General features: G+C 57.0%; 26 protein-coding genes. 9 read left to right on the top strand and 17 right to left on the bottom strand.

From position 1 onward, the window contains the following. Nucleotides 1-32: 32 nt before the first annotated feature. Both ACH3PB_RS10600 and ACH3PB_RS10595 read left to right on the top strand, forming a co-directional pair. Nucleotides 33-1466, top strand: coding sequence for a mannose-1-phosphate guanylyltransferase/mannose-6-phosphate isomerase (locus ACH3PB_RS10600; RefSeq protein WP_416394650.1), 1434 nt, complete (start codon nt 33-35; stop codon nt 1464-1466). 27 nt (nt 1467-1493) lie between these two features. Next, entirely contained in the window at nt 1494-2351 is an 858-nt protein-coding gene (locus ACH3PB_RS10595) for a neutral zinc metallopeptidase (protein WP_416394649.1), read from the top strand. 26 nt (nt 2352-2377) lie between these two features. On the opposite strand, the gene ACH3PB_RS10590 is transcribed toward ACH3PB_RS10595, so the two are convergent. From ACH3PB_RS10590 to ccoN, 10 genes are all read right to left on the bottom strand, one after another. Beyond that, complete coding sequence (locus tag ACH3PB_RS10590) at nt 2378-3784, bottom strand: methyltransferase domain-containing protein (RefSeq protein ID WP_416394648.1); 1407 nt, start codon at nt 3782-3784, stop codon at nt 2378-2380. After that, nucleotides 3777-4508 (bottom strand): sulfite exporter TauE/SafE family protein, encoded by a 732-nt coding sequence (locus ACH3PB_RS10585; RefSeq protein WP_416394647.1) that lies wholly within the window; start codon nt 4506-4508, stop codon nt 3777-3779. Before ACH3PB_RS10585 ends, ACH3PB_RS10590 begins: the two co-directional genes overlap by 8 nt. Then, nucleotides 4508-4726, bottom strand: coding sequence for a cbb3-type cytochrome oxidase assembly protein CcoS (ccoS, locus tag ACH3PB_RS10580; protein WP_416394646.1), 219 nt, complete (start codon nt 4724-4726; stop codon nt 4508-4510). The genes ACH3PB_RS10585 and ccoS overlap by 1 nt, the downstream gene beginning before the upstream one ends. Before the next feature lie 6 nt (nt 4727-4732). After that, a complete protein-coding gene (locus tag ACH3PB_RS10575) occupies nt 4733-7252 on the bottom strand; it encodes a heavy metal translocating P-type ATPase (protein WP_416394645.1) in 2520 nt (839 codons plus the stop codon). Continuing rightward, nucleotides 7233-7835, bottom strand: a complete 603-nt coding sequence (locus ACH3PB_RS10570) for a FixH family protein (RefSeq protein ID WP_416394644.1) — start codon at nt 7833-7835, stop codon at nt 7233-7235. The genes ACH3PB_RS10575 and ACH3PB_RS10570 overlap by 20 nt, the downstream gene beginning before the upstream one ends. Nucleotides 7836-7876: 41 nt before the next feature. Continuing rightward, nucleotides 7877-9325 (bottom strand): cytochrome c oxidase accessory protein CcoG, encoded by a 1449-nt coding sequence (ccoG, locus tag ACH3PB_RS10565; RefSeq protein WP_416394643.1) that lies wholly within the window; start codon nt 9323-9325, stop codon nt 7877-7879. Nucleotides 9326-9419: 94 nt separating this feature from the next. Next, a complete protein-coding gene (gene ccoP / locus ACH3PB_RS10560; protein WP_416394642.1) occupies nt 9420-10310 on the bottom strand; it encodes a cytochrome-c oxidase, cbb3-type subunit III in 891 nt (296 codons plus the stop codon). A 6-nt stretch (nt 10311-10316) separates the two neighbouring features. Continuing rightward, entirely contained in the window at nt 10317-10490 is a 174-nt protein-coding gene (locus tag ACH3PB_RS10555) for a cbb3-type cytochrome oxidase subunit 3 (RefSeq protein WP_416394641.1), read from the bottom strand. Nucleotides 10491-10495: 5 nt separating this feature from the next. Then, complete coding sequence (ccoO, locus tag ACH3PB_RS10550) at nt 10496-11110, bottom strand: cytochrome-c oxidase, cbb3-type subunit II (protein WP_416394640.1); 615 nt, start codon at nt 11108-11110, stop codon at nt 10496-10498. A 26-nt stretch (nt 11111-11136) separates the two neighbouring features. Beyond that, nucleotides 11137-12564: a cytochrome-c oxidase, cbb3-type subunit I gene (gene ccoN / locus ACH3PB_RS10545; RefSeq protein WP_416394639.1), complete on the bottom strand. Its 1428-nt coding sequence runs from the start codon at nt 12562-12564 to the stop codon at nt 11137-11139. Nucleotides 12565-12892: 328 nt separating this feature from the next. Here ccoN and tusA point away from each other — a divergent pair, with 328 nt between their 5' ends. Continuing rightward, a complete protein-coding gene (gene tusA / locus ACH3PB_RS10540; RefSeq protein ID WP_416394637.1) occupies nt 12893-13147 on the top strand; it encodes a sulfurtransferase TusA in 255 nt (84 codons plus the stop codon). A 2-nt stretch (nt 13148-13149) separates the two neighbouring features. Here the strand turns inward: tusA and dsbD are convergent, their stop codons facing one another. After that, the gene (gene dsbD, locus ACH3PB_RS10535) at nt 13150-15135 is read right to left on the bottom strand and encodes a protein-disulfide reductase DsbD (RefSeq protein WP_416394635.1); all 1986 of its coding nucleotides are present in this window, start codon (nt 15133-15135) and stop codon (nt 13150-13152) included. 340 nt (nt 15136-15475) lie between these two features. Here dsbD and ACH3PB_RS10530 point away from each other — a divergent pair, with 340 nt between their 5' ends. From ACH3PB_RS10530 to ACH3PB_RS10520, 3 genes are all read left to right on the top strand, one after another. Continuing rightward, the gene (locus tag ACH3PB_RS10530; RefSeq protein WP_416394633.1) at nt 15476-17083 is read left to right on the top strand and encodes a DEAD/DEAH box helicase; all 1608 of its coding nucleotides are present in this window, start codon (nt 15476-15478) and stop codon (nt 17081-17083) included. Between the two features lie 26 nt (nt 17084-17109). Beyond that, a complete protein-coding gene (locus tag ACH3PB_RS10525) occupies nt 17110-18357 on the top strand; it encodes a 4-phosphoerythronate dehydrogenase (protein WP_416394631.1) in 1248 nt (415 codons plus the stop codon). 64 nt (nt 18358-18421) lie between these two features. After that, a complete protein-coding gene (locus ACH3PB_RS10520; RefSeq protein WP_416394629.1) occupies nt 18422-19135 on the top strand; it encodes a flagellar brake protein in 714 nt (237 codons plus the stop codon). Between the two features lie 4 nt (nt 19136-19139). Here ACH3PB_RS10520 and htpX read toward each other — a convergent pair whose 3' ends face one another. The 3 genes from htpX to ACH3PB_RS10505 are packed head-to-tail and all read right to left on the bottom strand — an operon-like array spanning nt 19140 to nt 21701. Then, nucleotides 19140-20030 carry a protease HtpX gene (htpX, locus tag ACH3PB_RS10515; RefSeq protein WP_416394627.1) on the bottom strand — a complete coding sequence of 297 codons (891 nt, stop codon included), beginning with the start codon at nt 20028-20030 and terminating at the stop codon, nt 19140-19142. A 39-nt stretch (nt 20031-20069) separates the two neighbouring features. After that, nucleotides 20070-20459: a hypothetical protein gene (locus ACH3PB_RS10510; RefSeq protein ID WP_416394625.1), complete on the bottom strand. Its 390-nt coding sequence runs from the start codon at nt 20457-20459 to the stop codon at nt 20070-20072. 24 nt (nt 20460-20483) lie between these two features. Next, a complete protein-coding gene (locus tag ACH3PB_RS10505; RefSeq protein WP_416399444.1) occupies nt 20484-21701 on the bottom strand; it encodes a pyridoxal phosphate-dependent aminotransferase in 1218 nt (405 codons plus the stop codon). 119 nt (nt 21702-21820) lie between these two features. Here ACH3PB_RS10505 and msrB point away from each other — a divergent pair, with 119 nt between their 5' ends. Both msrB and ACH3PB_RS10495 read left to right on the top strand, forming a co-directional pair. Then, a complete protein-coding gene (gene msrB / locus ACH3PB_RS10500) occupies nt 21821-22234 on the top strand; it encodes a peptide-methionine (R)-S-oxide reductase MsrB (protein WP_416394623.1) in 414 nt (137 codons plus the stop codon). 88 nt (nt 22235-22322) lie between these two features. Then, complete coding sequence (locus ACH3PB_RS10495; RefSeq protein WP_416394622.1) at nt 22323-22799, top strand: glutathione peroxidase; 477 nt, start codon at nt 22323-22325, stop codon at nt 22797-22799. A gap of 12 nt (nt 22800-22811) precedes the next feature. Here ACH3PB_RS10495 and ACH3PB_RS10490 read toward each other — a convergent pair whose 3' ends face one another. After that, nucleotides 22812-23594 (bottom strand): hypothetical protein, encoded by a 783-nt coding sequence (locus tag ACH3PB_RS10490; protein WP_416394620.1) that lies wholly within the window; start codon nt 23592-23594, stop codon nt 22812-22814. Between the two features lie 102 nt (nt 23595-23696). On the opposite strand from ACH3PB_RS10490, the gene ACH3PB_RS10485 reads away from it, so the two are divergent. Further along, complete coding sequence (locus tag ACH3PB_RS10485) at nt 23697-24656, top strand: LysR family transcriptional regulator (protein ID WP_416394618.1); 960 nt, start codon at nt 23697-23699, stop codon at nt 24654-24656. Between the two features lie 12 nt (nt 24657-24668). On the opposite strand, the gene ACH3PB_RS10480 is transcribed toward ACH3PB_RS10485, so the two are convergent. Together ACH3PB_RS10480 and ACH3PB_RS10475 are read right to left on the bottom strand one after the other, a co-directional pair. After that, nucleotides 24669-25997, bottom strand: coding sequence for an MFS transporter (locus ACH3PB_RS10480; protein WP_416394616.1), 1329 nt, complete (start codon nt 25995-25997; stop codon nt 24669-24671). 39 nt (nt 25998-26036) lie between these two features. Then, the gene (locus ACH3PB_RS10475; protein ID WP_416394614.1) at nt 26037-26987 is read right to left on the bottom strand and encodes a GNAT family N-acetyltransferase; all 951 of its coding nucleotides are present in this window, start codon (nt 26985-26987) and stop codon (nt 26037-26039) included. Nucleotides 26988-26998: the final 11 nt, after the last annotated feature.

Here is a 26998-nt window from a genome sequence, read left to right as displayed (position 1 = left end):
GGCGCGCCGTAACACTTCGACAGGATCACAGGATGTTAACCAGTGTCATTTTATGCGGCGGGTCTGGCACCCGTCTGTGGCCGCTTTCCAGAGAAGCCTTTCCCAAGCAGTTCCTGAGTCTGACTCATGCGGGCTCGTTGCTTGCGGAAACCATCGCAAGGATTGGCAAGCTCGAGGCCGACAGGCTGCTGATCGTGAGTAACGAGGAGCACCGTTTCCTGGTCGCTGCGACTTTGCAGAATCAGGGGCTCAAGGCCAGCACCGGCGGCAATGCCATCATCTTGGAGCCAAGTGCACGAAATACAGCGCCGGCGATTGCGCTGGCTGCCCTCGAAGCCCTCGAGACGGATCCGGATGCCATGCTGCTGGTGTTGCCGGCCGATCACGTTATTACCGGTACCGAAACTTTTGTGGCAGCAGTGGCCACGGCAGTCGAGGCCGCCAGATCAGGCGCAATGGTGACCTTCGGAATCGTTCCGGACAGCCCGCACACAGGCTATGGCTATATCCGCTCGGAGAGAGCGGAGGGGCGTGCTGCTGACGATAGTACGCCTATGCGGGTCACCGAGTTCGTCGAGAAGCCTGATCAGGCGACGGCGGAGCGTTACGTAGCTTCGGGCGAATATCTCTGGAACAGTGGCATGTTCGTCTTCAGGGCTGCGCGCTTTCTCGAAGAGCTGAAAAAGTTTCGACCGGAGATTCATGAGGCTTGCCAGGCGGCTTTTGCTGGCAAGACCCGAGATCTCGACTTCCTGAGAGTCGATGAGGCTCGATTCAATGCCTGCCCCGATGATTCGATTGACTATGCGGTGATGGAACAGACTGACTCGGCCCTCGTCGTTCCGCTCGACGCCGGCTGGAGTGATGTCGGCTCGTGGTCGGCACTGTACGAAATGCAGAGCAAGGATGCTGATGGCAATGTCGCCCGAGGCGATGTGATCACCGAGGACGTCAGCGGGTGCTATCTGCATTCAGAGGGCCGGCTGATCGCTGCCATCGGACTGCAGGATCATGTCGTCGTGGAAACTGACGACGTCGTTCTCGTAGCTGCGATGGACCGGGTCCAGGATGTCAAGAAGCTGGTTGCGCAGGTGCGCGCCAAGGCGCGTGATGAACATCGATTCCACAAGAAGGTGCACCGGCCATGGGGTACCTACGAGGGTATCGCACTCGGTGAGCGTTTCCAGGTCAAGCGTATTCAGGTTAAGCCAGGGGGCAGACTGTCCCTGCAGAAGCATCATCATCGTGCTGAGCACTGGGTCGTCGTCAGTGGCACTGCACTGGTTAGCCGTGGTGGTGAAGACACGCTACTCAGTGAGAATGAAAGCACCTACATTCCGCTGGGCGTGACTCACCGCCTCGAAAATCCTGGCGTGATTCCGCTCGAGTTGATAGAGGTTCAATCCGGCAGCTATCTCGGCGAGGATGATATCGTTCGCCTCGAAGACACGTATGGTCGTACCTGAGGTATCAACAGGTGAGGCGAGACTGGAATGAAATGGAGAAATCTGCGGAGTAGCCGCAATGTCGAGGATAGACGCGGACGCAGCTCCGGCGGGCGGCGCCTGCTGGGTGGTGGCCTTGGGTCCGTCGTACTGATTCTGGTGGCTATGTATTTCGGAGTTGATCCGGCAGTCATAGGCACATTGGTGGACCCCGGTTCCGGACAAGGTTCGCAGCAGTCTGCACCGACGGCGCCTGAACAGCTGAACGATGAACACTCACAGTTCATTGCAGCTGTGCTCGGCGACACCGAAACGACCTGGCATAGCTTGTTTGAGAGCAAAGGCGGCAGCTATGAAGAGCCGCGGCTGGTGTTATTTTCTGACTCGGTTCGATCAGCCTGTGGCTTTGCGCAGGCAGCCATGGGGCCATTCTACTGTCCAGCTGATCAGAAGGTGTATCTGGACCTTAGCTTCTTTGATGATCTTGGGCAGCGCTACGGTGCGCCAGGTGACTTTGCACAGGCTTATGTAATCGCTCATGAGGTCGGACATCATGTGCAAACCTTGCTGGGTGTCTCCGCACAGGTGCAGCAGCAGGGACAGGGGCGATCTGAGGCCGAAGTGAATGCGCTCTCTGTCCGCCAGGAGTTACAGGCGGATTGCTTTGCCGGTATCTGGGCGCACAATGCTGATCAGAAACGGTCTCTGCTCGAGGCGGGTGATCTGGAAGAAGGCCTCGCTGCCGCTAGTGCCGTTGGTGACGATCGACTTCAGAAGCGCAGCCAGGGCTATATCGTTCCTGAAAGCTTTACCCATGGCACCTCCCAGCAGCGCATGGACTGGTTCAAGCGCGGCTACAGCAGTGGCCGGGTCGAAGACTGCGATACTTTTTCTGACGGCGGTTAATCGAAGCCTGCTGTAGATCAGCGGGCTCAGTCCTGGTCCCGACAGATGACGATGTGTAAATAGCGCGCAAGCCGTCTGAAGGGGTCCTGGCGTGAGACTTCGCGCTCTGCACTCAGAAGCTGCTGATACTGATCAAGCGCTGAGGCGAACGCCTTGCTGCCTTTCGGTGGGCCGGCAGTAGCGTTGTCGGACGGAGAGGCGCCAGGGCGTACTGAGTCTCGCGGGGACGCCTGGTAGTCGGCAAAACAGCGAAGACCTCGCAGGCGCTCGATCCTCAAACCCCTCGCTCTACACCATGTTTCGATTTCTTCGGGCGCAAGTGGGTGTATGGGTGTAAGCCCGCCCTTGTAGTTTCGCGGTCGCGGCGGCAGATCGTCATATTGGCCACGGATCAATCGCCTGAAGCGCAGACCGTGCTCATTGTAGACGGCGAGCGAAAGTCTGCCCCGGGGTCCGAGCCGGTCGCAAAGCTGACCGAGTAGGGCCAATGGTGCCTCGGTCCACTCAATCACCGCATGCGCGAGAATCAGATCGAACTCACCTTTGATCGATGCAATGCTTGATTGCGCATAGCCCTTGAATGCTTCGACAGTCGGCGCAGCATTGCCAAGGCTGACGAGTGCGCTTTCCACGTTCGCGACGGCCGTGTCCAGCATGCTGGGTGAAGGTTCGATCAAAACCAGACGCTGAGTCGTTCCCAGTAGTCGCCGGCTGACAGGCGCTTCGCCACAGCCTACATCCAGCACCTGCATCGGCTTTTGCGCCTGTTCAGCTATGGCCAGAACATCTTCGAGAATCAGATCCAGCCTGATGCGGCCCTTGTCGCTGGCGTAGATCCGTTGAGAAAAGTGTTGCTGAAGTGGCTCGAAACTCTGGCCGTGCTGTAAGGCAAGCCGCTCGACGATCAAAGCAGCAGCATGCGCGGGATCTGCCGCTTCGGGTATCCGAATAAGGTCGAGGCACGCTGGAGCTGCGCCTGCGACGACTTGACGATAAAGATGATCCAGATCCACAGCGAGCTTTGTGAGCCGTTGGACCAGATCATTCTGGTCAAGCTGTCTTTGTTGGAAAGCCAGCAGCAGGTCTTCAAACCTTGCTGCGATGACCGCATCATCCTGCCACGGTAATACATTGCGCAAACTCTCTAGCGCACGGTGCTCGTCATTGTCCTTGAAGCAGGCCCGCAGCAGAAGGTCGCAGCCCTCGCGAAGGCGGCGTCTGGTGATCTGCCAGTACAAGAGTAATGCGGGCGGCTTCTGAGAGCCTTCAGATACAGCGTCTTGGCTTCGCAGCAGTAGCTGCTTCAGTGTCTGAAGGTCTTCAATGATCCGGAAATCGAGCGGAAGTGGGCTGATGAATTCGACTTCGGCGCGGAGGGCTCTGGCGTCAGTGATCGGTGTTTGAAGTAAATAGATCAGCGTCGGCTCAGGCATGGGCCAAACTCACGACGTTCATGATGGCGCCCAGGGGAATGGTCCACAGACCATAGGCGATCAGCAGGAGACCCGCAGCCTTGCGAACATTGCGCCGGCCGAGGATGCGGCGGACATGGTAGGCCAGGAGGCCAGCGGATATCATGCTTGGCAGCGTGCCGAGGCCGAAGCAGAACATGAGCCAGGCGGCCTGCGGGCCATCTGCCTGGCTGAAGGACCAGGCCAGCGCACTGTAGACCAGGCCACATGGCAGCAGCCCCCAGAGCATGCCCGCAGCAGAGATCTGCCACAGAGAACGGCCGGGCTTGAGGGCGGCGCTGGGTCCTCCGCAGGCGGTGGTCTTCATTTTCAGCCCGCGCTGAACAGGGCGAAACAGCCGGCTGCCGATGCGCTCCAGCGTCACCAGACCATACCACCACTGGCCTATATAGAGCCCCATTGCGACCAGCAACAAGCCCGCGAGGGTTCGCAGCAGAATCAGTGCTGGCACGTTTACGGCGAGCACTGAGCCGACCGTACCGAAAATCAATCCGAGGAATGCGTAGCTAAGCAGGCGGCTGAAGTTGAACAGCAGGACCGGCGCAATTTCAATCTTTGCGGTGGCGCCCGCGTTGCCGGCTCGACCAGCTGCAATAGACTGGGCACCTGCAATGCCGCCGCACATGGCCAGACAATGAGTGCTGCCCAACAGGCCGATTCCGATGGCGATGAGCGGTGCCCACATCAGTCTGTATTATCCGCTCGCGGTGCTCCGTCGGCCTCTTTTCCAGCCCTGCTACCCCTTTTCTCCGGGTCCTCGGCCAGATCATCATCGAACAGGATTCGATGGGCTGGTCCATCGAGATCATCATACTGCCCATTGCGAACGGCCCAGCGGAATATCATCACTGCAACAGCAAGCAGTATCAGCGAAAGCGGTATCAAGACGAGTACAATTTCCATAGAGCCTCAGGCTGGTGATATCCGGTTGAGCCGCATAGCGTTGAACACGACGATAAGTGAGCTCAGCGACATGCCGATTGCAGCTGCCCATGGCGGCACCAGGCCAGCCATAGCAAGCGGCAATGCGATGGCATTATACCCCAGCGCCCAGCCCAGGTTCTGGCGAATGATCTTGAGTGTCTTGCGGGCATGCAGAAATGCAGCAGGCAGGGCAGCAAGGCGGCCAGCGCCAAGCAGTGCGTCGGCCTTCACCTGGGCGAGATCACTGGCCTCGTGCATCGCGATGGACACATGGGCCGCCGCCATGGCGGGTAGATCATTTATGCCATCGCCAATCATTGCGACGACTCGATCATCCTGTAGTCGCTGCACAGCCGCGAGCTTGTCATCCGGCGAGCAGCCGGCGAGCGCCTGGCGAATCCCCAGTGCTTCTGCCACGCGATGTACCGGACCAGGTCGATCTCCCGACATCATCCTGCAGTCGTGGTGAAGGTCAATGTTGAACCTGCTGATGACCTCAGGACTTTCCGGCCTGATTTCATCATCAAATTCAAAGCGCGTGCACACCGCTGGCGAAGTGGCGCCTACCAACCAGGCTTCAGTGTGCTCGCCGTCGCTCTGCGGCAGCGAATCCGCCAGCAACAGTTCCACAACGAATTCGGCGTTGCCCAGGCGGTAGACCACGCCGTCGAATTTACCTTCCACGCCTGAGCCAGGAACGACCCGTACCGCTTCGAAGCGTGACCCTGCTTGCAGGCGGCTCGTGGAATGACCTTCGGCGGCTTTGGCTAGCGCACGTGATACGGGATGCTCCGAGTGGGCGGCCAGGTCCGCTGCAAGCTGAAGCTGCACCGGGTCAATCTCGCTACGGAGCGACAGGTGACCGTACGTGAGGGTACCAGTCTTGTCGAAAACGATGGTATCGACCCTTGCCATGGTTTCTATCGTGTGGCCTCTGGTTACGATAAGGCCCAGGCGCCGCAGTGCATTGGTCGCGGAGGTGAGTGCGGTGGGCGTTGCCAGAGCGAGTGCACACGGACAGGTGACTACCAGAACCGACAAGGCAATTTCAAAGGCCCTCAGCGGTGCATCAGGGTCGTACCAGTACCAGAAGGCGAAAACGAGTGAAGTCACGACGAGCACACCGAAGACGAATATGCCGCCGACCCGGTCTGCGAGCCGAGCGACCGCAGGCCGCTCCGAGAGCGCCCGATTGACCAGGCGATCTACGGTTGACAGGAAACTGTCGCTACCGACGCGGACGACGCGGGCAGGGACGGGTGTATCGACCACTACCGACCCGCTCAACACACTATCCCCCGGCCGCTTGCGCTGAGGCCTGAACTCCCCTGTAAGCGCTGCTTCGTTGACGTGATAACTTTGCCCCGGCGTGCTGTCGGTAGAGCAGATCTCGCCATCAAAGGGAATAAGCTGGCCGCTCCCCAGGCGGATGACATCGCCCACCTGCATATCGCGCACGAGCACCTGATCCTTAAGGCGTAGCGTCGCGGAGTCCAGCCGCTCGTAGAGAACGAAACGCTGCTGCGACAGCCGGGCAGATTCATGAACCATCTTGAGACGCGCTTTGTTCTCGAAAAAGCGCCCCAACAGGAGAAAAAAGGTGAACATGCAGACAGAATCAAAATAGACCTCGTCGCCGCCCTGCCAGGTGATCATCAGGCTTGAGCCGTAGGCGAGGGCCATAGCCAGCGCCACTGGTACCTCCATGGTGAGCTGACCAACCTGACGGGTCCTGAAGGTGTTGATCAGGCTGCGTTTCGCACCGGCGAAAAACGGCTGTGCGGAGAAAAAGACGACAGGCGTGGCGATGAAGAGGGCCGCCATCCTGAAAAACGTCAGCATGGTTTCACCGCTCACGTCGAGCATGCCGAAATAGGTTGGGATTGCCAGCATCATGGCCTGCATGGCGCCGATGCCGGCGATCCCGATGCGCAGCAGATCTGTACGCTGATTCTTTTTAAGCTCGGCTTCCTGAATTTCGGCGGTCAGTGGTATCGCTTCGTAGCCAAGTCTGCGCATCCTGCTCAACAGGGTGCTGAGCGGCACCTCGTCCTGATACCATTCCAACTGAGCTTCATGCGAGCCCAGATTCACCAGACAGCTTTCGACACCTGGCACAGTTCGCATGGCGTTCTCAATCAGCCATACACAGGCGGCGCAGGTTATGCCACGAATACTCAAGCGAATGTCGAGCAGTGTTTTCTCTGAGCCATCTGACGCTTTGACCAGGCGGGCTTCTGCCAACTCCGCGAGCAGATCATCTCGGTCGTAGACTGACAAGGCCATGTCCTGCGCGTCAGACACTTCGTCGGGACGGGGCAGAGGCGTGTCGAGGTATTGATAGAACCGGCCGAGGCCCTGGCCAAGAATCAGCTCTGCTACGGCCTTGCAGCCATAGCAGCAGACATGGTCTACAGCCTCAGTCGTCCGCTGAACGGCAATGAAAACGCCTGGCGCTATCGCGTTATGGCAGTGGAAACAGGTCTTACTCGGATGCTTGGCCAATTGCCACTGTATCCTCTTGAGCCAGATTGCCTTCCGCGCGGATTCTCCAGGTATTGGCAGAATCTGTCAGACTGAAATAGCGACGACCGCTGAGTTTTCGCAAAACTTCAGCGGAAACAAAGCTCTCGTAACTCCCGTAGCTTCCTGATCCCCGCTGTGATGGGTAAAGCTGAATGAAGGCGTCCTGATCGGCCTTGGTGGGGTGCGCGACTTCCAGAACGAGTGCCGGCGGCGTGGGAATGTGCCCCAGTCGCTGGCCTTCAGCCGAACTGCTGATCGTGCTATCAAGTACGATGCTGAGCTGACCGGTACTGTCGTCAAGTGTCATGCTCCCTTGCAGACCCAGCGTCTCGGCCACGCGCTCACGGGCCATTGTCTGATTGATGGCGAGGCCTTCCTTGTAGTAGTCATCACTGACGAGCGCGGTATCGCTTCGGATCGCCAGCGTCAGCATGATTATGCCGAAAATGACTGAGGAGGCAGGTATGGCGATGAGCAGCCAGACCCATTTTTCCCGATACCAGGGTCGGGAAATCCCTGCATCGTCGGCAGGGTGCTTACTGGCGCGTTCTTGCTGATGCATAGCTCAGATACTCGTGTGACTGATGACAGCGCGATGAGTCGTCAACGCGCTATGGGACCAAGAAATGTACTTTGTGTACGCACCGCAGCATCGCCGGTTTCATCGGATACGAGCGCGAATTCAAGTTCGGAGGTGCTCTGACGAATCGTTTCCGGATCCACCTCCACGGCTACCGGCAACGAAGCGACAGCGGCGGGCGGCACCGTAATCGAGGTCTTGCCACTGATCTGGAAGTCAATGTCACCAGAGACCTCGACACGGAAACGGCGCTCCACGTCAGTCTTGTTCGAAACTTGAAGAAGATAAGCATTCTCGATGAAGCCACTTGGCGCGGTTTTGTAAAGAGAGCCCCTGTCACGCAATACATCGAGAGCCAGATCGGCGCGAGCCATGATGAAATAGGCAAAGAATGCGAGCATTGCCGTCAGTGCAAGACCGTAGCCAATGGTTCGCGCCCGGATCAGTCTGGATTGCTTGCCGTTAAGCTCGCGTTCGGTTGCATACCGAATCAGACCTGGGTCGTAACCCATCCTGTCCATGATGTTGTCACAGGCATCGATACACTTGGCGCAGCCGATGCACTCGTACTGCAAGCCATCGCGAATATCGATCCCTGTCGGGCAGACCTGCACGCACATGCCGCAGTCAATACAGTCGCCGAGCCCAACGGCCTTGTGATCGAGCGACTTCTTTCGACCACTGCGAGGTTCACCGCGAACCGGGTCGTAGGCAACCGTGAGCGTGTCCTGATCGAACATGACCGACTGAAAGCGGGCGTAGGGGCACATGTAAATGCATACCTGCTCACGCAGCCAGCCTGCGTTGAGATAGGTCGCTACGGTGAAGAAGGCTATCCAGAAATAGGCCCAGCCGCTGTCCACAGAAAGCGTGAAGAAATCCGGCACCAGCTCCCTGACTGGATAGAAATAGCCAACGAAGGTCAAACCGGTGGCCAGCGCCACCAACAGCCAACTGGCATGCGTAAGGCCTTTCTTTACGACCTTTTCCCGCGTCCAGGGTTGCTGGTCGAGCTTCATCCTGGCGTTACGACTGCCTTCGAATTTCTCCTCCAGCCAGATGAAGATAAAGGTCCAGACCGTTTGCGGGCAGGTATAACCGCACCACACCCTACCGAACAGGGTGGTTACGAAAAACAGGCCGAAGGCCGCAATGATGAGCATGGCTGCCAGCAGGGCAAAATCCTGTGGCCAAAATGTCGCGCCGAATATATGGAACTGCCGCTCCGGCAGATCGAAGTGAACGAGTTGCTGACCATCGATGCTGATCCAGCAGGTCAGGAAATAGGCGCCCATGAAAAAATAGAGCGTAAAGGTCCGGATTCTCTGAAAGAAGCCGAGCACTTTCTTGACGTAGATCTTCTTACGCCTTTCATAAAGATCGGTTGTTTCGTGTTCCCGCCTGGAATCAGCGTGAAGCGCAGCACCCGCAGTCTTTGGGTCTATCTGAATAGCCGGGATTCGTTCTGGCATTGGCCTCTCACTTGCAGTGAATCGTCAGGGGTACTGCAGCGCAGCTACAGTACCGCCGGACATTTGAGGCTTATCTACCTGAGCTTTGTCTTTATTATTGCTGAGATAAGCTTTTTACGTAGGCAGCCAGCACATAGAGCCGATCCTTGCCAAGAACCTCTTCGAAGTTCGGCATTCTGCCTTTACGCCCATAACGCAAAGTCATTTCCACGATATTCTGGGTACCACCGTACAACCAGATACTGTCGCTCAGGTTCGGTGCGCCGAAAGCTTCGTTGCCTTCACCATTCGCGCCATGACAGACCACACAATTCTGCTGGAACTTCTCAGCGCCCGCCTGTGCCAATTTCTCATCGACGTTCTTCTGTCCACTCAGTCCGCGCACGTAATGCGCAACTTGGGTCACACCTGCCGAGCCCAGTACATCCTGCCACGCTGGCATAAGCGCCTGACGGCCGTTCAGCAGCGTCTCCAGAATCTTTTCGTGCGAACCGCCATATAGCCATTCGTTATCGGTCAGATCAGGAAAACCGACGTTGCCCCGGCCGCCGGAGCCATGGCAGACCGCGCAGTTATTGGCAAAGAGTCGCTGACCGATGCCCAGCGCTTCTTCATCCTTCATCAGCTGCTCCGGATCCTGAGCCGCCAACTCGGCATACAGCGGGGCAAATCGCTGGTCCGCTGCTGAGACCTCATCGGCCCATTGGCCATGGGAGGTCCAGCCTGCGACACCCTTGTAGGAGCCCAGACCCGGGTAAATAATGAGATAGATAATTCCGAATATGATGGTGAGCCAGAACAACTTCAACCACCACATTGGCATCGGATTATCATATTCTTCGATGCCGTCGAAACTGTGACCGGTTGTCTCCTCGGTGGAGTCCTTGAATCGTTCGCCTTTGCGCGTAGCAAGGATTAGCCAGGCACACCCGATGATCGAACCAAGCACGATGACTGATATCCATACAGACCAAAAGGTACTCATAGCCCATTAATCCTGTTGTTTCTGTAGAGTTTCGCGGTCTTTTTCTTCGTCCGCAAAGGGAAGGTTGGCGGCTTCATCGAACTGCTTCGCGCGCTTCCGGCTGAAGGCCCAGAAGATCAGTGCGATGAATGTGGCCATGAGAATGAGCGTAAAAATGCCTCTGAGCGTTCCTGCATCCATCACGCTTATCCCCGCTCACGACCGCTTCGGATGGTACCTAGCTGCTGCAGATACTCCACAAGGGCCTCGATTTCGTACTTGCCTTCAACAGCCTCGGCTGCGCCGCTGATGTCTTCGTCCGTATAAGGGACACCCACCCGACGAAGGCCGGTCATCTTCGCCGCCGTATTGCTGGCGTCGAGCTTCTGCGTGAACAGCCAGGGGAACGCTGGCATGTTCGATTCGGGTACGACGTCGCGAGGATTGTAGAGGTGAGCTCGCTGCCATGCATCGCTGTACTTGTTGCCTACGCGAGCCAGATCAGGCCCTGTACGCTTGGACCCCCACAGAAACGGATGGTCGTACACGAACTCGCCCGCGACCGAGTAGGGGCCATAGCGTTCGGTCTCTGATCGGAATGGTCGAATCATCTGGGTATGGCAGACACTACAGCCTTCGCGGATGTAAATATCACGCCCCTCGAGCTGGACTGCTGTCAGCGGTGTGAGGCCTTCGATCGGCTCTGTGATCGACTTCTGGAAGAACAATGGAACGACTTCGGCCAGACCACCAAAACTTACCACCAGTATGATGAGTGGAATCATCAATCCTAGATTGGTTTCAACTACTTCATGTTTCATCAGTCAATACTCTCCAGCTAATGTCTTCAGGTAGCTTGCGCTACGCTGTCCAGACTGACGGCTTTTTCCTGACGCACAGTACGGTAGAGGTTATAGGCCATCACGAACATGCCACTCAGGAAGATGAAGCCTCCGAGTGCTCGAATGACGTAGCCGTAGTAGCTGGCATCAACCGACTGAACGAAGCTGTATGTCAGGGTGCCATCATCGTTGGTCGCGCCCCACATGAGGCCCTGCATGATGCCATTTACCCACATCGCCGCGATGTACAGCACTGTGCCGATAGTCGACAGCCAGAAGTGAACGTTGATCAAGCTGACCGAGTACATTTCCTTCAGGCCATACATACGTGGCAGCAGGTGGTACAAGGCGCCGATCGAAATCATGGCGACCCAGCCGAGGGCACCGGAATGCACGTGTCCGATGGTCCAGTCCGTGTTGTGTGACAGTGCGTTGACCGTCTTGATCGACATCATGGGACCTTCGAACGTCGACATACCGTAAAACGAAAGAGAAACGACCAGGAAGCGGAGAATCGGGTCGGTCCGCAGCTTATGCCACGCGCCTGAAAGCGTCATCATGCCATTGATCATGCCGCCCCATGATGGCGCCAGCAGAATGAGTGACATGACCATGCCAGCACCCTGAGCCCAGTCGGGCAGCGCACTGTAGTGCAGGTGATGCGCACCCGCCCAGACGTAGATACTGATCAGTGCCCAGAAGTGCACGATTGACAGGCGATAGCTATAGATGGGACGTCCGGCCTGCTTTGGCACGAAGTAATACATGATGCCCAGGAAACCGGCGGTGAGGAAGAAGCCAACTGCGTTATGGCCGTACCACCACTGCACCATCGCGTCTATCGCGCCAGGATAGATAGAGTACGACTTCATCGGACCCACGGGCACTGCCATGCTGTTACCGATATGCAGAATGGCGACCATGAGAATGAAGCCACCATAGAACCAGTTGGCGACATAAATGTGCTTCATCTTGCGCTTGACGATGGTACCGAAGAACACGACTGCATAGCTGATCCAGACGATCGCCAGCAATATGTCGATCGGCCATTCGAGTTCAGCGTACTCCTTGCTGGTCGTGTAGCCGAGCGGTAGCGTAATGACTGCCGCCACGATAACCGCCTGATAGCCCCAGAAGGTAAAGCTTGCCAGCCCGTCGGAGAACAGTCTGGCCTGTGAGGTTCGCTGGACGACGTAGTAAGAGGTGGCGAATAGGGCGCAACCGCCGAAGGCGAAAATGACCGCATTCGTGTGTAGCGGGCGGAGACGGCCGAAGTGGAAGTATGGAAGTGAACTGTTCAACTCAGGCCAGATAAGCTGGGAAGCGATCAGTACACCGACTGACATACCTACGATGCCCCAGACGACGGTCATGATCGCGAATTGGCGAACGACCTTGTAGTTGTAGGTTTCATTGCTCACTGCAGTAGTCATTCTCTTACCACGCTAGATATTGAATTACGGGGTTACCGGGATTCCTGAATGTTGTCCGAGGTAGCCGCAAGCGCCTCCAGCTCTGAGGCGCCGCTTGAAACGGCTCGCATACTAGGTTCGAGCTCTGGGTGAGTCAACCTAAAAAGTGATCAGTGGGCCAGCAGGCAAGGTCGCCCGCTCCAATGAGCAATAGTCGCAACTGGCGACTCTCGATATACTGATTCAGATCAAGGCGGATGCATTAATTAAAGAATGCAAATATTGTTATGGCGCAAACGCTGCACAAAGCTTAGCCAACGATTGTACGAGGCGCGACAGAGGCACATGAATGAATGACGAAACTAAGTCAGCTACGGCCTGCACTATCGACTTGAGGGGGATGTATTGCCCCGAGCCTGTGATGAAGCTGCATGAAGTTATACGTACCCTTCGGTCAGGAGATACCATTCAAATACGGGCGACTGATCCTGCAACACAGCGGGATATCCCGAAATTCTGCCTGTTCCTCGGTCACGAACTCTGTGAGGCCCAGGCCACTGGAAACGAATACCACTATCTGATCAGGCTTGGCGACAAGGCCTGAAACTACCGGCTCGCCGTCAGCTCGCTGTCGGTCAGCAGCACACCAGTCAGATGCAGGCTGAACGCTTCCAACCCGATTTCGCCGACTATCCGCTCATCTTCCAGCTCAACGCCGCGTTTGTTGAAGAATAGCAGGGCAGGCGGGCCGAACAACCGGTAGCGATCAAGCATGGCTTTATGCTCGGTGTCATTGTCGGTGATGTCCGCCTTGATCAGTGTAAATGCCTGCAATTTCGAGCTGACATCCGGGTGCGGAAACACCTGGCGCTCCATGACCTTGCAGCTGATGCACCAATCCGCGTAGAAATCCAGCATGGCCGGTTGACCTTTGCGAACCGCGGAGGCCAGTGCTTCATCAAGTTCTGACTGCGTCTTGACGATGCGAAAGGTAAAGGGTGCGCCGCGCTCTGGGCTCGATCCATCTGCCGCGGCGGATGCCACCGGGCTTCCCGGCTCGATCTGTCGGCTGCCTAGTGCAAAGCGATCGAGCGGGCTGAAGGGATCATTGCCCCCCGCGGCCGCACCCAATAGCAGCGTCACCGAATAAATGAAGAGTACGAGGCCGAGCCCCTTGCGCAGACGGAACGTTCCGGACCCATGCGCCTGAGCTGGCAGTGTATCGAACGCGCCAAGGTATACGGCAGAGACGCCAGCCAACACGCCCCATAGCGCCAAGGTTGCGGCGCCTGGAAGCACGCGCTCGAGCAACCAGATGGCTACTCCGAGCAGCATGACGCCAAACACGCCCTTCACCTGGTTCATCCAGGCACCAGCTTTGGGTAGGAGCTTGCCGCCGCCGGTGCCGAGTAGAATCAGTGGTAAACCCATTCCGAGCGCCAGTACGAGCAGGACCAGCCCTCCATACAAAGCATTCTGGGTGGTGCTGATATAGATAAGTACACCTGTTAGCGGTGCCGTTACGCATGGCGAAACCACCAGCGCTGAAACGGCTCCCATGCCTGCTACGCTCGCAAGATGGCCGCCGCTCTGCTTCTGTGATACTGAACTGAGGCGATCTCGAACGAAAGCGGGTAGCTGGAGCTCGAACAGGCCAAACATGGCCAGTGCCAGAAGCACGAATATCGCGCTGAATACTGAGAGCACGACTGGGTTCTGCATCGCGCTTTGTATATTGGCTGCCGCGCCAAAGTAACCGACTACTACACCGGCCATCGCATACGTGATCGCCATGCCGAGCACATAACTGAGGGAGAGCATGAAGGCCCTGGCGGTGGAGGGCCGATTTTGCTGTCCAGCAATGATGCTCGAAAGAATCGGGATCATCGGAAACACGCAGGGTGTGAAGGCCAGGCCAATACCCAAGAGGAAGAACAGTCCCAGATTGAACAAGGTTCCCTCGGACTGAAGTATGCTCGCGAGCGAGCTGGCGGACGCGGTATCCAGTTCGCCAGCACCACCTGACACGGAAGATTGCTCGCCGGGCGGAGTCGCGTTGGCCTGTTCGGTGTCGGTGTCAGCCAGGTAGAGAGCATTTTCGGTTTGGGGTGGGTAGCACAAGCCTGCTTCGGCGCAGCCCTGGAAGGTGATGGCCAGTTCGATGCCGGCATCAGCCGATTGGCCCCGGGATGCGAGGATCTCGAGCGCAGGCTCGAGGTCGACGCTCAGCTCGGCCTTGTCATAAAACACCTCGACCAAGCCAAAATAAGCGTCCTCTTTCGGCTTGCCATCAGCGGGGAAGCTGAAGTCCGGATCCAGATGAGCCAGCTCGGGCGCGGTGAAACTGACGTCGAAACGATTTCTGTAGAGGTAGTAGTCTGCCGCGATGTCCCACTCGGCCTTGAGTTGCGCACCATCCACTGTGGTTCGAAGCCTGAATGCCTGCTGAGGGGGCAGGAATTCGGAAGGCTCGGAAGAAAAGGCCTGGGTGCCGCTTCCTGATCCACTGGGAAAAGGTGCAATGGAGAGCGCCTGCTGGCTCATTACGAGCAGCAATACCAGCACACCTGCAATATATTTCAGCGTTACCATGTTTCGCGAGTTCCGTCTGGGTCGTTGTGTCCGCTTTGGTGACTGCGCGCGCGGCGAACTATGGTCTGACGAGCCATCACCGGTGCAAGAATACATGAGGCAGGCGCGGTAAAGGTTGACGATCCTGTCATAATGACGAAATGCCACATAATCGCGACACCCCGTTACAGGCGACTATTGACATTATGCCGGCTTGCAGCATGGTTAGGGCTGGCGTACATTACCACCACTATTAGAGGTAGTGAATGCAGCGGTCCTTAGCCGCGTGTAGACATGCAGCCACTCAGGCGTCAGATACTACCTTCCTATCAAGCCAAGACAGCAAGCAGAGACAGGCCTTTTGACAGAATCAGACGATCGTAAGACAGCAGCGCAATCGCTCGATGAGAGCGCAGTCGGACAGGTAACCGCCGGACGCCCGCAAGCGGCTCAAACGGTTCCGGAAGTCACCCCGGACGAGGACAACAGTGTCGCGGTTGCATCCGCTCCGCAGGACGGTGCGCCGCGTATAGATGACAGCGCAGGCTTTCCGGATGCCCCGGCCTGGGATGATGAAGCCAACGTGTCTGTCGATTCAGATGTTCGCGCAGAGGAACATGCCGCGGAGCGTTCCAAGGCGCACGTCGAGCAGGCGGAGAATGCTGCTGCAGCCCGTGAAGCCAAGGTTCAGGATGCTGCAGAAGCTGAAACTTCATCCACTGCGGATGAAGAGCAGGACATCCCCGTGTCCCCCTCAGCGCCGCAGGCCGGTGAAGGCAACGCAGAGGCAAAAGGGGTAAAGACAAGTGAGGTCGCTTTCAGCCAGCTCGCACTCAATCCCGCACTGCAAAGCGCTCTGGCCAGAATGAACTTCAGTCATTGCACGCCGATTCAGGCGCAGACGCTTCCGGTTACCCTCACTGGGCAGGACCTGATCGGCCAGGCGCAAACCGGCACTGGCAAGACAGCCGCTTTCCTGCTGACGATTCTCGAGCGAATCCTGAGCCGTCCCATAGCGCTCGAAGATCGCTTCGCAAGTGAGCCACGCGCGGTGGTTATCGCCCCGACAAGAGAGTTGGCCTTGCAGATCGAGAAGGATGCCAGGCAGCTGAGTCGCGGCATTCGCCTCAATATCGTGACGCTGATTGGTGGCACGCAGGTCGATCGTTTCAGAAAACGCTTGCGTGAGGAGGCCGTCGATCTTGTAATTGCCACGCCGGGCCGGCTGATCGACCATATCAGCAGCCGTGACCTTTTCCTGGATCAGGTCGAGATCATGGTGCTCGACGAGGCCGATCGTATGCTCGACATGGGCTTCATACCTGATGTGAAGCGTATCGTCCGACTGACGCCGAGAGGTCGCCAGACTTTACTCTTCAGTGCGACATTCAGCGACGATATCATGGAGCTGGCCCGACGCTGGACGCAGGATCCTGCTGAGGTTCTGCTGGCCGTGGACAACCTCCAGGCCGCTACCAACGTCGAACAGCGCGTGTATATGGTCGAGAGCAGTCAGAAACTCAATCTGCTGGTGAATCTGCTGAAGAGTGATGAGCTCTCGCGGGTTATCGTGTTCTGCAATCGCCGGGATCAGACCCGCGCCATGAATGAAACGCTCGCGAAGAATAATATTCCTGCCGAGATGATATCGGGCGAACTGCCGCAGGCCCGGCGGCAGAAAGCGCTAGAGCAGTTCCGTGCGGGACGTTACCGTGTATTGGTCGCAACGGACGTGGCTGGCCGCGGTATTCACATTGAAGGCGTGTCTCACGTCATCAATTTCAATCTGCCGGAAGACCCGGAAGATTACGTGCATCGCATCGGCAGAACTGGCCGGGCAGGCGCAAGCGGCGTCTCGATCAGTTTTGCCTGCGAGGACGACTCCTTCATGATTCCAGACCTCGAAGCTTACCTCGGCAAGAAGCTGGAACTCACTCATCCCGACGAGTCATTGTTGGGGAACCCCTGAATATTATCGTAGAAGCGAGCCGATAAATGGACACTGCTGCACAGGCGTCGACCAACGAGGTAGACCGGCGCCTTACCATCGTAGCCGATGAAAACATGCCACTGCTGGAGGCCTTCTTCGCCAGCATCGGGCATATCGTCAAGCTGCCAGGGCGGCGAATAACGCGGCAGGATCTGCTGAAGCACAAAGCAGATATTCTGCTTGTGCGTTCCATCACGCCCGTCAATCAGGCACTGCTGGAAGGCACCTCGGTTAGTTTCGTCGGATCGGCCACTGTGGGCACCGACCACATCGATACCGACTGGCTCGAACAGGCAGGCATACCATTTGCCAATTCGCCAGGCTGCAATGCCAGTGCTGTGGTCGAGTACGTTCTCAGCGCCATGACGGTGGTGCTGGATGAGCGCGACAAGGCTTTCGCCGATGTAAGTGTTGGCGTCATCGGCTGTGGCCATGTCGGGGGGATGCTCGCTGACATACTTGAAGAGCTTGAGTGCACGGTCGTGCGTTGTGATCCACCCCTGCATGACGCTCAACAGGAGGCTCAGCAGGCACTGACCGCGAAAGGGCGTGACGATGGCCGAGCGCCTTCCCAGCCCGTTTATGAGCCGATGGCGAAGGCGCTCGAGTGCGACTTCATCACCCTCCATGTGCCGCTGATCAAAGAAGGTCCATACAAGACCCTGCGTTTGCTGGATGCGGATATGCTGGCTAACCTGCAGTCTCACCAGACCCTGATCAATACCAGCCGCGGGCAGATCATCGATCAGGCTGCGCTCAAAAAGCGTTTGCAGCGCGTTGATGAGCTCTTCGCGGTGCTCGACGTATTCGAGAACGAGCCGAACATCGACCACGAACTGATGATGCTATGCCGTCTTGCCACGCCACATATCGCAGGCCACTCACTCGATGGCAAGGGCATGGCCACGGCGCAGGTCTATGAGGCGCTATCGCATACGCTTGGCCTCCCTGTGCGCCACAAGCTGGGGCAGTTCCTCCCGGAGCCGCCGCTGCGAAAGATGAATTTCTCTCGTGATGCTGACCCTCAATGGGCCTTACATACAGCCATCCGCGCCTGCTACGACATTCGTGGTGACTATAACAAGCTTCGGCACGGTCGTTATCTTCCGGAAGAGCAGAGGGGCGAGTATTTCGACAAGCTTCGTTCGAACTACCGTATCCGGCGCAGCTTCAGCCGAGTAAAGGTCGGTCTGAAAGGCGGCCGTTCGGTGTTGCAGGATTATCTTGAGGCAGTTGGCTTCAGGATCGACTAGCCTTGTGTCCGAAAGCTCATCAGCACAAGCGTGATGGGACGAGGCCGAACCAACGAGAGAATGCATGGCGCAGCAGGACAAACCAGCTCAGTATCAGGGTAAGGATGTCGAGATTGACTTTGATCAGCTCGGGCTCTCGATAGGCGATCCGCTGTTTCTTGAATCTGCTGATCAGCAGTCACGATATCCGACCCGTCTGGTTGGTTTTTCGAAGGGACAGACGATTCTGATCAGGATGCCCGTCTTCGAGGGTCGACAGGTTATTCTGAAGAAGGATCAGCCGTTCACCGTGAGGTCAGCCGCAAGGAACAAGGTCTGTGCGTTCAAGAGCAGAATCATTGAAGCCCACCTGTATCCTTTTGCTTACGCGCATCTCGCCTGGCCTGAAGAGTTGTTGGCGCTCGAGGTCAGAAATGCCCAGCGGCTCAAGATCGAGTTGCAGGCGGACATCACGCCAGCCGAAGACGGTGTTGTCGAGGGCTGGCCGAAGACGGGCGTAGTCTGTGATCTCAGCCGGACCGGTGCGGGTCTCAAATCCAAGGTTTCGGTCGGTTACCCGGATGACAGGATCAGAACCAGTTTCAATCTTTCGGTCAGCGGTATCAGCAAGAAATTCAGAATCAGCTGTATCATCCGGCAGCGCCAGGTGATGAATGATCCTGCTGATGAAAACCGCTATCTCTACGGTCTGCAGTTCGTCGAGCTATCCGACGCTGCCAAGATCATGCTGACGGGTTTCATTTATGAGCAGCAGGATCAGGGCAGCGGGAACCCCTGAGGTTTTATCTGGCGCGAGCTTTTAGCGCCATGATGCGTTCTTCGAGGGGTGGGTGGGTCATGAACAACTTCTTCAGACCTTCCTTGTACCCTGCGTTTATACCGAAAGCCTGAAGGTTATCGGGCATCTGGTTCGGTACGCCGCTTTCGGCGCGTAGCCGCTCCAGCGCGCCAACCATGCCCGGCGTACCGGCCAGTCTCGCTCCCCAATCGTCAGCTCTGAATTCACGTCTTCTCGAAAACCACAGCACAATCATCGACGCGAGTATGCCAAGCACGACTTCGGCGAACATCGTGGCGATGAAGAAGCCAATGCCATGACCGTTTTCGTTTCTGAACACGAGACGGTCCACAATGCTGCCGATGATGCGGGCAAAAAAGAGTACGAAGGTGTTCACCACACCCTGTATCAGCGCCAGCGTCACCATATCGCCATTGGCAACGTGGCCAATTTCGTGAGCCATAACGGCCTTTGCCTCCTCGCGGCTGAAGCGGGAGAGCAGGCCCTGACTGACGGCCACGAGCGCCGCGTTCTTGTTCCAGCCGGTAGCGAAAGCGTTGGCCTGCTGCGCCGGAAAGATGCCGACCTCGGGCATATCGATGCCAGCTTTCTCGGCCAGTTCGGCGACAGTCTCGACCAGCCACAGCTCGGTTCCGTTACTGGGCTGCTCGATAATCCGGGTTCCGGTAGTGCGCTTGGCCATCCACTTCGAGATCAGCAGCGAGACCAGGGAGCCGCCGAAACCGATGACCGCACAGAAAATCAACAGGGCCGTCAGGTTCAGTCCGCCACCACTACGTTCAAGGTAGGAATCGAAACCAAACAGGCGTAGCGTAAAGCTTGCCACCAGCACGACCGCAAGGTTGGTCGCTAGAAATAGCAGAATTCTCATCATGACATCAGCGTCCTTTGATTCAGCGTCCCACACGGGACCTCAGTCATAAACCAGATACTCTTCACACAGTCGGGATATTGTGGTGCTGGACTCATTTCTCAATGTCTGCTCGAGAACGCGTGCGACCGATTGACCATGCTCCGGGACCAGCTTGGCCAGCCTGGCGAAGCTGTGTTGCGTGAGTACTGCCTGATCTACGGCTTCCTGACGTATGGTGGCCTCGAACCGGAGGTAGCCTTCATCGGCGAGCCAGATCATTGCGCCAAAGCAGCTCTGATGCAGATCGCTATGAAGGCCGAATTCGTCCTTTTCCTCAAGTCCGATAATGTCTTCGACGAACACCGTAGCCTTGCGGGGGAATACGCTATACAGCTGCAGCAGCACTGCAACGCAGTGCTTATGGAATTCTTCGATATGCAGGTCGGCCATAAGAAGGATCCTCAGGACAACAGACTAGTGCTGTTCATAACCGGTCAGGAAGCGTCCTATGCGGCCTATGGCATCTGCGATTTCATCTACCCGCGGCAGGAAAACGATGCGTAGATGTTGGGTATCATTCATATTGAAGGCGCTGCCCTGGACGAGCAGAATCTGCTGTTGGCTCAGCAGATCGTATACCAGACGCTCGTCGTTCAGGATCGGGTAACGCTTCGGGTCGAGCTTGGGGAACATGTACATGGCGCCCTTCGGCTTCACGCAGCTTACCCCCGGAATCGAGGTGAGCGCATCGTAGGCGACCTGCCGCTGTTCATACAGACGGCCGCCAGGCGCTACCAGGTCATCGATGCTTTGATAGCCACCGAGCGCGGTTTGAATGGCGAGCTGGGCCATGACGTTGGAACACAGCCGCATCGAGCTGAGGATGTTCAAGCCCTCTATGTAGTCCTTGGCCTTGTGCTTTGCACCGCTGATAATCAGCCAGCCAGCGCGATAGCCGGCAGCGCGGTGGTTCTTTGACAGGCCGTTGAAGGTCATGACCAGCAGGTCGTCGCACAGCGCGGCTGTCGATGTATGGGTCGTACCGTCGTAGAGCACCTTGTCGTAGATCTCATCTGAAAGCAGCACGAGACGGTGCTCTCGGGCGATCTCGATCATGCCTTTGAGCATGGCTTCATCGTACACGGCACCCGTCGGGTTATTTGGGTTGATGATGACCATGGCTCTGGTGTTCGGCGTGATCTTGGCGCGAATATCGTCGAGGTCGGGGTACCAGTCGGCCTCTTCATCACAACGATAATGCACGGCCTTGCCGCTCGAGAGGGTGACAGCAGCCGTCCACAAGGGATAATCCGGTGCAGGAATAAGGACTTCGTCACCGCTGTTGAGCAGTGCCTGCATGGTCATCACAATCAGTTCGCTGACGCCGTTCCCCAGATAGATGTCTTCGATATCCACGTTGGCGATGCGGCGCTGCTGCGTGTAGTGCATCACCGCCTTACGAGCCGAGAACAGGCCCTTGGAGTCGACATAGCCCTGGGCCTGGGAAATGTTGTAGACCACGTCCTGCTGAATTTCCTCGGGCACATCGAAGCCGAACACAGCGGGGTTGCCGATATTCAACTTGAGGATGCGTGCGCCTTCCTCTTCCAGCCGCTTTGCTTCCTGCAGCACCTGCCCGCGAATGTCGTAGCATACGTTTTGAAGCTTGTTTGACTTCTTGACCTGGTACATCATCGAATCGGATCCATAGTCCTGTGTGGAAAATCTGATGGCTACCCGTAAAGAGTAGGTGTCACAAGCCCTTAAGCATACATCAATTCTGATGTTTAGCATCGACCAGCAGCGAGTAGATGAGTATGTCCTCACACGAAAAACACACAAAGCTCACAGACGAAGAGTGGCGAGCGCGTCTTGACGAAGAAACCTTCAGAATCACTCGCCAGGGTGGAACTGAGGCGCCGTTCAGCGGCAAGTACAACGGCCTCAAGGCCAGTGGTGAATATCACTGCAGCTGCTGTGGCGTCGAGCTGTTCTCCAGCGAGCAGAAATACGATTCCGGCTCCGGCTGGCCTAGCTTCTGGCAGCCCGCCGTCGACACCAACGTGGCCGAGTCGCGTGATATGAGCCATGGCATGGTCAGGACCGAGGTGCTGTGTCAGAATTGCGGCGCCCATCTCGGCCACAAGTTCCCTGATGGTCCCAAGCCGACTGGCGAGCGTTATTGCATCAACTCGGCCAGTCTCGATTTCAAGCCGAAGTCCTGATGACTGCAGCGCGTCGGCGGTCGCCCAGGGACCGCCGCGACTGATCAGGCGCTCAGCACTCTTTCAATAATCAAAAGGCAGACTGTGAATGGGAATCTACGAATATTCCGCAAAAGATATCAAGGGCCAGGAGCGCAAGCTGGAGGAGTTCGCCGGTAAGGTGCTCCTGATTGTTAATACAGCCAGCAAATGCGGATTTACACCGCAGTTCGAGGGGCTTGAAGCCCTGTATGATACCTATAAGGATCGAGGCCTGATCGTGCTCGGCTTTCCATGTAACCAGTTCTTGAAACAGGACCCGAAGGGAGACTCGGAAATTGCCGAGTTCTGCCAGAAGAACTATGGGGTCAGCTTCCCTATGTTCGGCAAGATCGAAGTCAACGGCGAGGGGACACATCCATTGTTCGCCTATCTGAAGAAGGAAGCGAAGGGCTTGTTGGGTTCTGAGGCCGTCAAATGGAACTTCACCAAATTCCTGGTGGACCGTGAAGGCAATGTGGTGAATCGCTTCCCGCCCAATACCGAGCCAAAGAAGCTGAAAGAGCCTATTGAGGCGCTCCTCTAGGCCCGGCGAAGACTAGTCATAGGCCTGCTTCTTCTTCCAGGTATCGGCCTCACTATCGATGGCGTTCCAACCTTGCTTGAGCTTGGAGTCGCCGGGGTCGGGGGTCTCGACGGACTTCTGTTTCTGTTCTTCGGTCGCCTGCGCCTCCAGCGCCTTGATCTTCGAGCGGAAGGCATTGATGTACTTGATCGCCAAAGGGTTGTCCTGCAATTTTGCAAACCCAGCCACGGCGTCATGGTAATGATGTATCGCGACCCGTAGGCGGTTCTGCTTGGTGGCGTCTACCGCCTTACGGTGATGGGCGTCTGCCATGGTCCGGGCGATAAGAAACTGTGTCTGCTGTAGCCGCTCGTAACCAGTCTTGTAGTCGAGACGCTTCATCCTGATTTGCAGTTCGATGAAGCGGTAGAGCGTCTTGAGCAGCTTTCTCGCCGCCACGGCCGAAGCTTCGTTCGAGAATTTAGGGACTGGCTCTGCAGCCGCCTTTGCTGCGTTGCCAGAGTAAGTCTGCCAGTCGATACTCGCTTCATCCGCCAGATCGGAAAGCCCCAGCTCCTTCAGCTCTTTGGCAACCTCCTGTCCCGTTCGGCTCAGCAGCAGCCTGACATCCGCTGCGATGAGCCCGCCCTGCAGGCCATCCGCCAGATTGCGCAGCCTTCGATCCCGTGCCTTGAGCTCTTGCAGCCGGCGCTGACGAGCCTCACGATGCTTCTGGCGCCACTGGAAAAAGAAGGCAAGTACCAGAACCGTGATGACGAGACCACCGATAGCGGCTGATATGGTCGCAGGAGACATAGGAGACTTTTCAAGAGAACATTACTCTCAGTATAGTTAGATTTTGCCGAACTGCTGCAGGCGCCGATTGCGCCGGTGGTTCAAGCAGATCACACTATAGGGATGAACCTGTCCCGTATCGACCTCAACCTGCTCGTCTATTTCGACGTCCTGCTTCGCGAACGTAGCGTCACGAAGGCAGCCAATCATCTCGGTATCACCCAGCCGGCCATGAGCAATGGCCTCAAGCGCCTGCGTGATCTGTTCTCTGATCCTTTGCTGGTGCGGACGAGCGAGGGCATGAGCGCCACGGCGCGAGCGCTGGAGCTCCAGCCGCTGGTACGATCAGCGCTGGTGCAGATCGACAGAGCGGTGCAACCGAAAGATGACTTCGATCCGGCTCATAGCAAGCGTGTATTCAGGATCATGGCGAGCGATTACGCGGAAAGTACCCTTATACCTGGACTTTTGAAGCGGGTGCGTAAACGCGCCCCGGATCTGATCCTGGACGTGCTGACGCCGAGTGATGTGACCTTTCTCGATGTCGAACAGGGGCGGGTTGACATGGCCATCAACCGTTTCGACAAGATTCCACAATCCTTTCATCAGCGGGTGCTCTGGTCGGACTCGTTCTCATGTCTGCTGAGCGTGCATAATCCTCTGGTGTTCGACTTCACGCTCGAGAACTACCTGCAGGCGCGGCATATCTGGGTGAGCAAAACCGGCTTTGGGGTGGGCGTGGGTGTCAATCCGAAGGATGTGCAAAAGCTGGGCTGGGTCGATGAAGCGCTGGCGAAGCTCGATCAGAAGCGCCGGATAAGTGTGTTCACTCGGCACTATCAGGTGGCGATGCTGTTATCCAGCCAGCCGGACCTCATAGCGACCCTGCCCAGCCGTGCTGCGGAACTGATGCGGCACAATCCCGACGTCGTTATCAAACCGCCGCCATTCCCTATCCCCAATTTCGATCTGAATATGGCCTGGAGCCCATTGCTGCAGAACAATCCGGATCATCGCTGGCTGAGGAATCAGATCAGCAAGGTTGTGGATGCGAATGAACCGGAGATACGCGAGCGTGATTAGGGGAAGAGCCTGTTATCCGGCAGTCAGCGACGCCTGACGGCTGGCGTTGGACGGTTCACGCACAGGAATTAGCGCCAGCAGTGAAAGTATGAACATCCCCCCGAGCATCAATATGGCGGGTTTCATGCTACCAGTCATCTGCAGGGTGACGCCGACCAGCAGCGTGCCAAGCACGACCCCAATCTTCTCGAGCACGTCATAGAAACTGTAAAAAGTTGTATTGTCAGCATCAGGCGGCAGCAATTTCGAATAAGTCGAACGGGCCAGTGACTGTATGCCACCCATCACCAGACCCACCCCAGCGCCGAGCGCATAGAAGTAATACTCTACCCAGGCCTGCGATTTATCCATGAGGAAGGCCAGGCCACAGAGCAGGGCCCACAGGCTCAGAGCTGTCTGCATAGCCCTGAGATTGCCCAGCCGGGCGGATAGACGTGAAAAGCTGAGAGCACCTACGATCGCGATGATCTGGATAACCAATATGGTGGCGATCAGCTTACCAGCCGGCAGCTCCAGCTCGTTGGCGCCATAGAGATTGGCGATGTAGAAAATGGTCTGAACGCCAGTGCTGAAGAAAAAATACGCCAGCAGGTAGAAACGCAGATCCTTCGAGCGGCGCACCTGAGCAGCCACTCGCTTCAGAATGATCATAGCGGTGAGCCTGGTGTGGTCGCTGCCAGTACCGTCAGGTGCTGCCGGCTTCCTGGGCTTTGGCAGGTAGTAGATGCAGGTCATTGCAAAGCCAAACCACCAGATGCCGACGAGTAGAAAAGATAGTCGGGTCGGCTGCGCTGCGGACTCGAAGCCAAAGGTCTCGTAAGCAAGGATCATTGTCAGGCAGACCACAAGCAGTAGCGAGGAGCCAAAATAGCCCATGGCAAAGCCTCTGGCGCTAAGCTCATCCCTGAGCTTCTCCTCAGCGATTTCCGGCAGGTAGGCGTTATAGAAGACGATGCTGCCCCAGAAACCGACACTGGCCAGTACGCTCAGTACAACAGCCAGCCAGACCGTGGTGGAGGCGTCGAACCAGTACAGGCCAATACAGGCTGCGGAGCCAAGGCTGCAGAAGCCAGTGAGGAAGTAATGCCGTTTGCTGGTCCTGTCTGCTATCGCTGACAGCACTGGTGAACCAAGGGCCACGATCAGGAAGGCGAGGGTGAGCGAGAAGCTGTAGACCGCTGCAGGGTCCACCGTGCCGAAAATCGTATCGAGGCTGCCGATGTCGGCCGTCATGCTGACGTAATACACGGGGAAGATGGCGGTAGCGATGATCAGCGAATAGACCGAATTGGCCCAGTCGTACATGACCCAGGCTTTCTGTGATGTCGAGAGTTTGGTCATGAGCTGGTATCTGGCGTAATGGCCTGCGGCCAGGGCTGATCAAAGCGTCAGCGGTTTGATCTCTCTGTTCTCTTCACTTGACTCCCACAACTGGGTGAAAGCGTCAGACAGGCGCCGCACCAGTCCGGGGTCGTGGAAGCAGACAAAACCGGCAGGGGACCTGTGGTCGTGCCTCAGCAGAATACCGGATTGGTCTGCGATCAGGTAGACCTGATCCGGAAAGGGAACGTCCTTGCGCAGGGTACGAATTTCAAGGCTGCTCGTCATGCGTTGAGCAAGTGCCGCCAGGCGGTTGCTTTGCTGAACCGCAGGTTTGTCGTCGGCGCAGATGATCCTGATGTGATTACGAGGCTGATCGCGGACCAACCTGACGAATTCATCCAGCACGGCGGATTGGTCAAGCACGCCTTTCTCGAGGTCTGGCGTCACGAGGAGCAGTCTGTAGCGGGCCTGCGTGGCTAACTGGAGTACCGCCTCTGCGTAATCTGCGGCATTACTGAAGCGATGAACCGCCGGATCGTCACCGAGTATGCCAGCTGCTGTCTGCTGGCGCCCGATCAAGGCCTTCGTCATCTTGATGTGAGGAATGCCCGCTTCCTCATAGGGATCACCTTCGCGCACAAAACCCTCGGCTTCATACAGGCGCGCGGCATAGATCTGAGCGCTCAGCTGAAGGTGGGTGAAACCCTGGCTACGGGCGTAGGCGATGGTATAGGCGAGTAGCTTTGCAGCGATGCCCTGACCACGGAAAGGCTTACGCACGGCATAGCGTCCGAGGCTCGCTGCGCCCTGTTCGAGCGGGATCAGGCGAGCAGTAGCAATAGGCTCATGCTCATCAGTTCTGACAATGAAGTGAGTGGCAACGGCATCGAGTTCATCCCACTCGATCTCGGGTGGGCAGGCCTGTTCTTCGACAAAGACCTCCTGCCTGATGATCTTGAGATCAGGCTCGTCGTCAAAGTGGTCGATGATCTTCGTGTAGCTCAGCATGTGGTGATCTC

The organism is Allohahella sp. A8 (assembly GCF_047946665.1).
Lineage (GTDB): Bacteria > Pseudomonadota > Gammaproteobacteria > Pseudomonadales > Oleiphilaceae > Allohahella.
This window is presented reverse-complemented; position numbering and strand designations above follow the sequence as displayed.

Coding starts and splice junctions, on each gene's coding strand:
- ACH3PB_RS10510 (WP_416394625.1), bottom strand. CDS start 20,459: ATGGCCGACCTGCATATCGAAGAATTCCATAAGCACTGCGTTGCAGTG.
- ACH3PB_RS10525 (WP_416394631.1), top strand. CDS start 17,110: ATGGACACTGCTGCACAGGCGTCGACCAACGAGGTAGACCGGCGCCTT.
- ccoG (WP_416394643.1), bottom strand. CDS start 9,325: ATGCCAGAACGAATCCCGGCTATTCAGATAGACCCAAAGACTGCGGGT.
- ACH3PB_RS10505 (WP_416399444.1), bottom strand. CDS start 21,701: ATGTACCAGGTCAAGAAGTCAAACAAGCTTCAAAACGTATGCTACGAC.
- ACH3PB_RS10495 (WP_416394622.1), top strand. CDS start 22,323: ATGGGAATCTACGAATATTCCGCAAAAGATATCAAGGGCCAGGAGCGC.
- ACH3PB_RS10520 (WP_416394629.1), top strand. CDS start 18,422: ATGGCGCAGCAGGACAAACCAGCTCAGTATCAGGGTAAGGATGTCGAG.
- tusA (WP_416394637.1), top strand. CDS start 12,893: ATGAATGACGAAACTAAGTCAGCTACGGCCTGCACTATCGACTTGAGG.
- ACH3PB_RS10475 (WP_416394614.1), bottom strand. CDS start 26,987: ATGCTGAGCTACACGAAGATCATCGACCACTTTGACGACGAGCCTGAT.
- ACH3PB_RS10570 (WP_416394644.1), bottom strand. CDS start 7,835: ATGCATCAGCAAGAACGCGCCAGTAAGCACCCTGCCGACGATGCAGGG.
- ACH3PB_RS10595 (WP_416394649.1), top strand. CDS start 1,494: ATGAAATGGAGAAATCTGCGGAGTAGCCGCAATGTCGAGGATAGACGC.
- htpX (WP_416394627.1), bottom strand. CDS start 20,030: ATGATGAGAATTCTGCTATTTCTAGCGACCAACCTTGCGGTCGTGCTG.
- ACH3PB_RS10585 (WP_416394647.1), bottom strand. CDS start 4,508: ATGTGGGCACCGCTCATCGCCATCGGAATCGGCCTGTTGGGCAGCACT.
- ACH3PB_RS10600 (WP_416394650.1), top strand. CDS start 33: ATGTTAACCAGTGTCATTTTATGCGGCGGGTCTGGCACCCGTCTGTGG.
- ccoO (WP_416394640.1), bottom strand. CDS start 11,110: ATGAAACATGAAGTAGTTGAAACCAATCTAGGATTGATGATTCCACTC.
- ccoP (WP_416394642.1), bottom strand. CDS start 10,310: ATGAGTACCTTTTGGTCTGTATGGATATCAGTCATCGTGCTTGGTTCG.
- ACH3PB_RS10590 (WP_416394648.1), bottom strand. CDS start 3,784: ATGCCTGAGCCGACGCTGATCTATTTACTTCAAACACCGATCACTGAC.
- ACH3PB_RS10555 (WP_416394641.1), bottom strand. CDS start 10,490: ATGGATGCAGGAACGCTCAGAGGCATTTTTACGCTCATTCTCATGGCC.
- dsbD (WP_416394635.1), bottom strand. CDS start 15,135: ATGGTAACGCTGAAATATATTGCAGGTGTGCTGGTATTGCTGCTCGTA.
- ccoN (WP_416394639.1), bottom strand. CDS start 12,564: ATGACTACTGCAGTGAGCAATGAAACCTACAACTACAAGGTCGTTCGC.
- ccoS (WP_416394646.1), bottom strand. CDS start 4,726: ATGGAAATTGTACTCGTCTTGATACCGCTTTCGCTGATACTGCTTGCT.
- ACH3PB_RS10480 (WP_416394616.1), bottom strand. CDS start 25,997: ATGACCAAACTCTCGACATCACAGAAAGCCTGGGTCATGTACGACTGG.
- msrB (WP_416394623.1), top strand. CDS start 21,821: ATGAGTATGTCCTCACACGAAAAACACACAAAGCTCACAGACGAAGAG.
- ACH3PB_RS10485 (WP_416394618.1), top strand. CDS start 23,697: ATGAACCTGTCCCGTATCGACCTCAACCTGCTCGTCTATTTCGACGTC.
- ACH3PB_RS10490 (WP_416394620.1), bottom strand. CDS start 23,594: ATGTCTCCTGCGACCATATCAGCCGCTATCGGTGGTCTCGTCATCACG.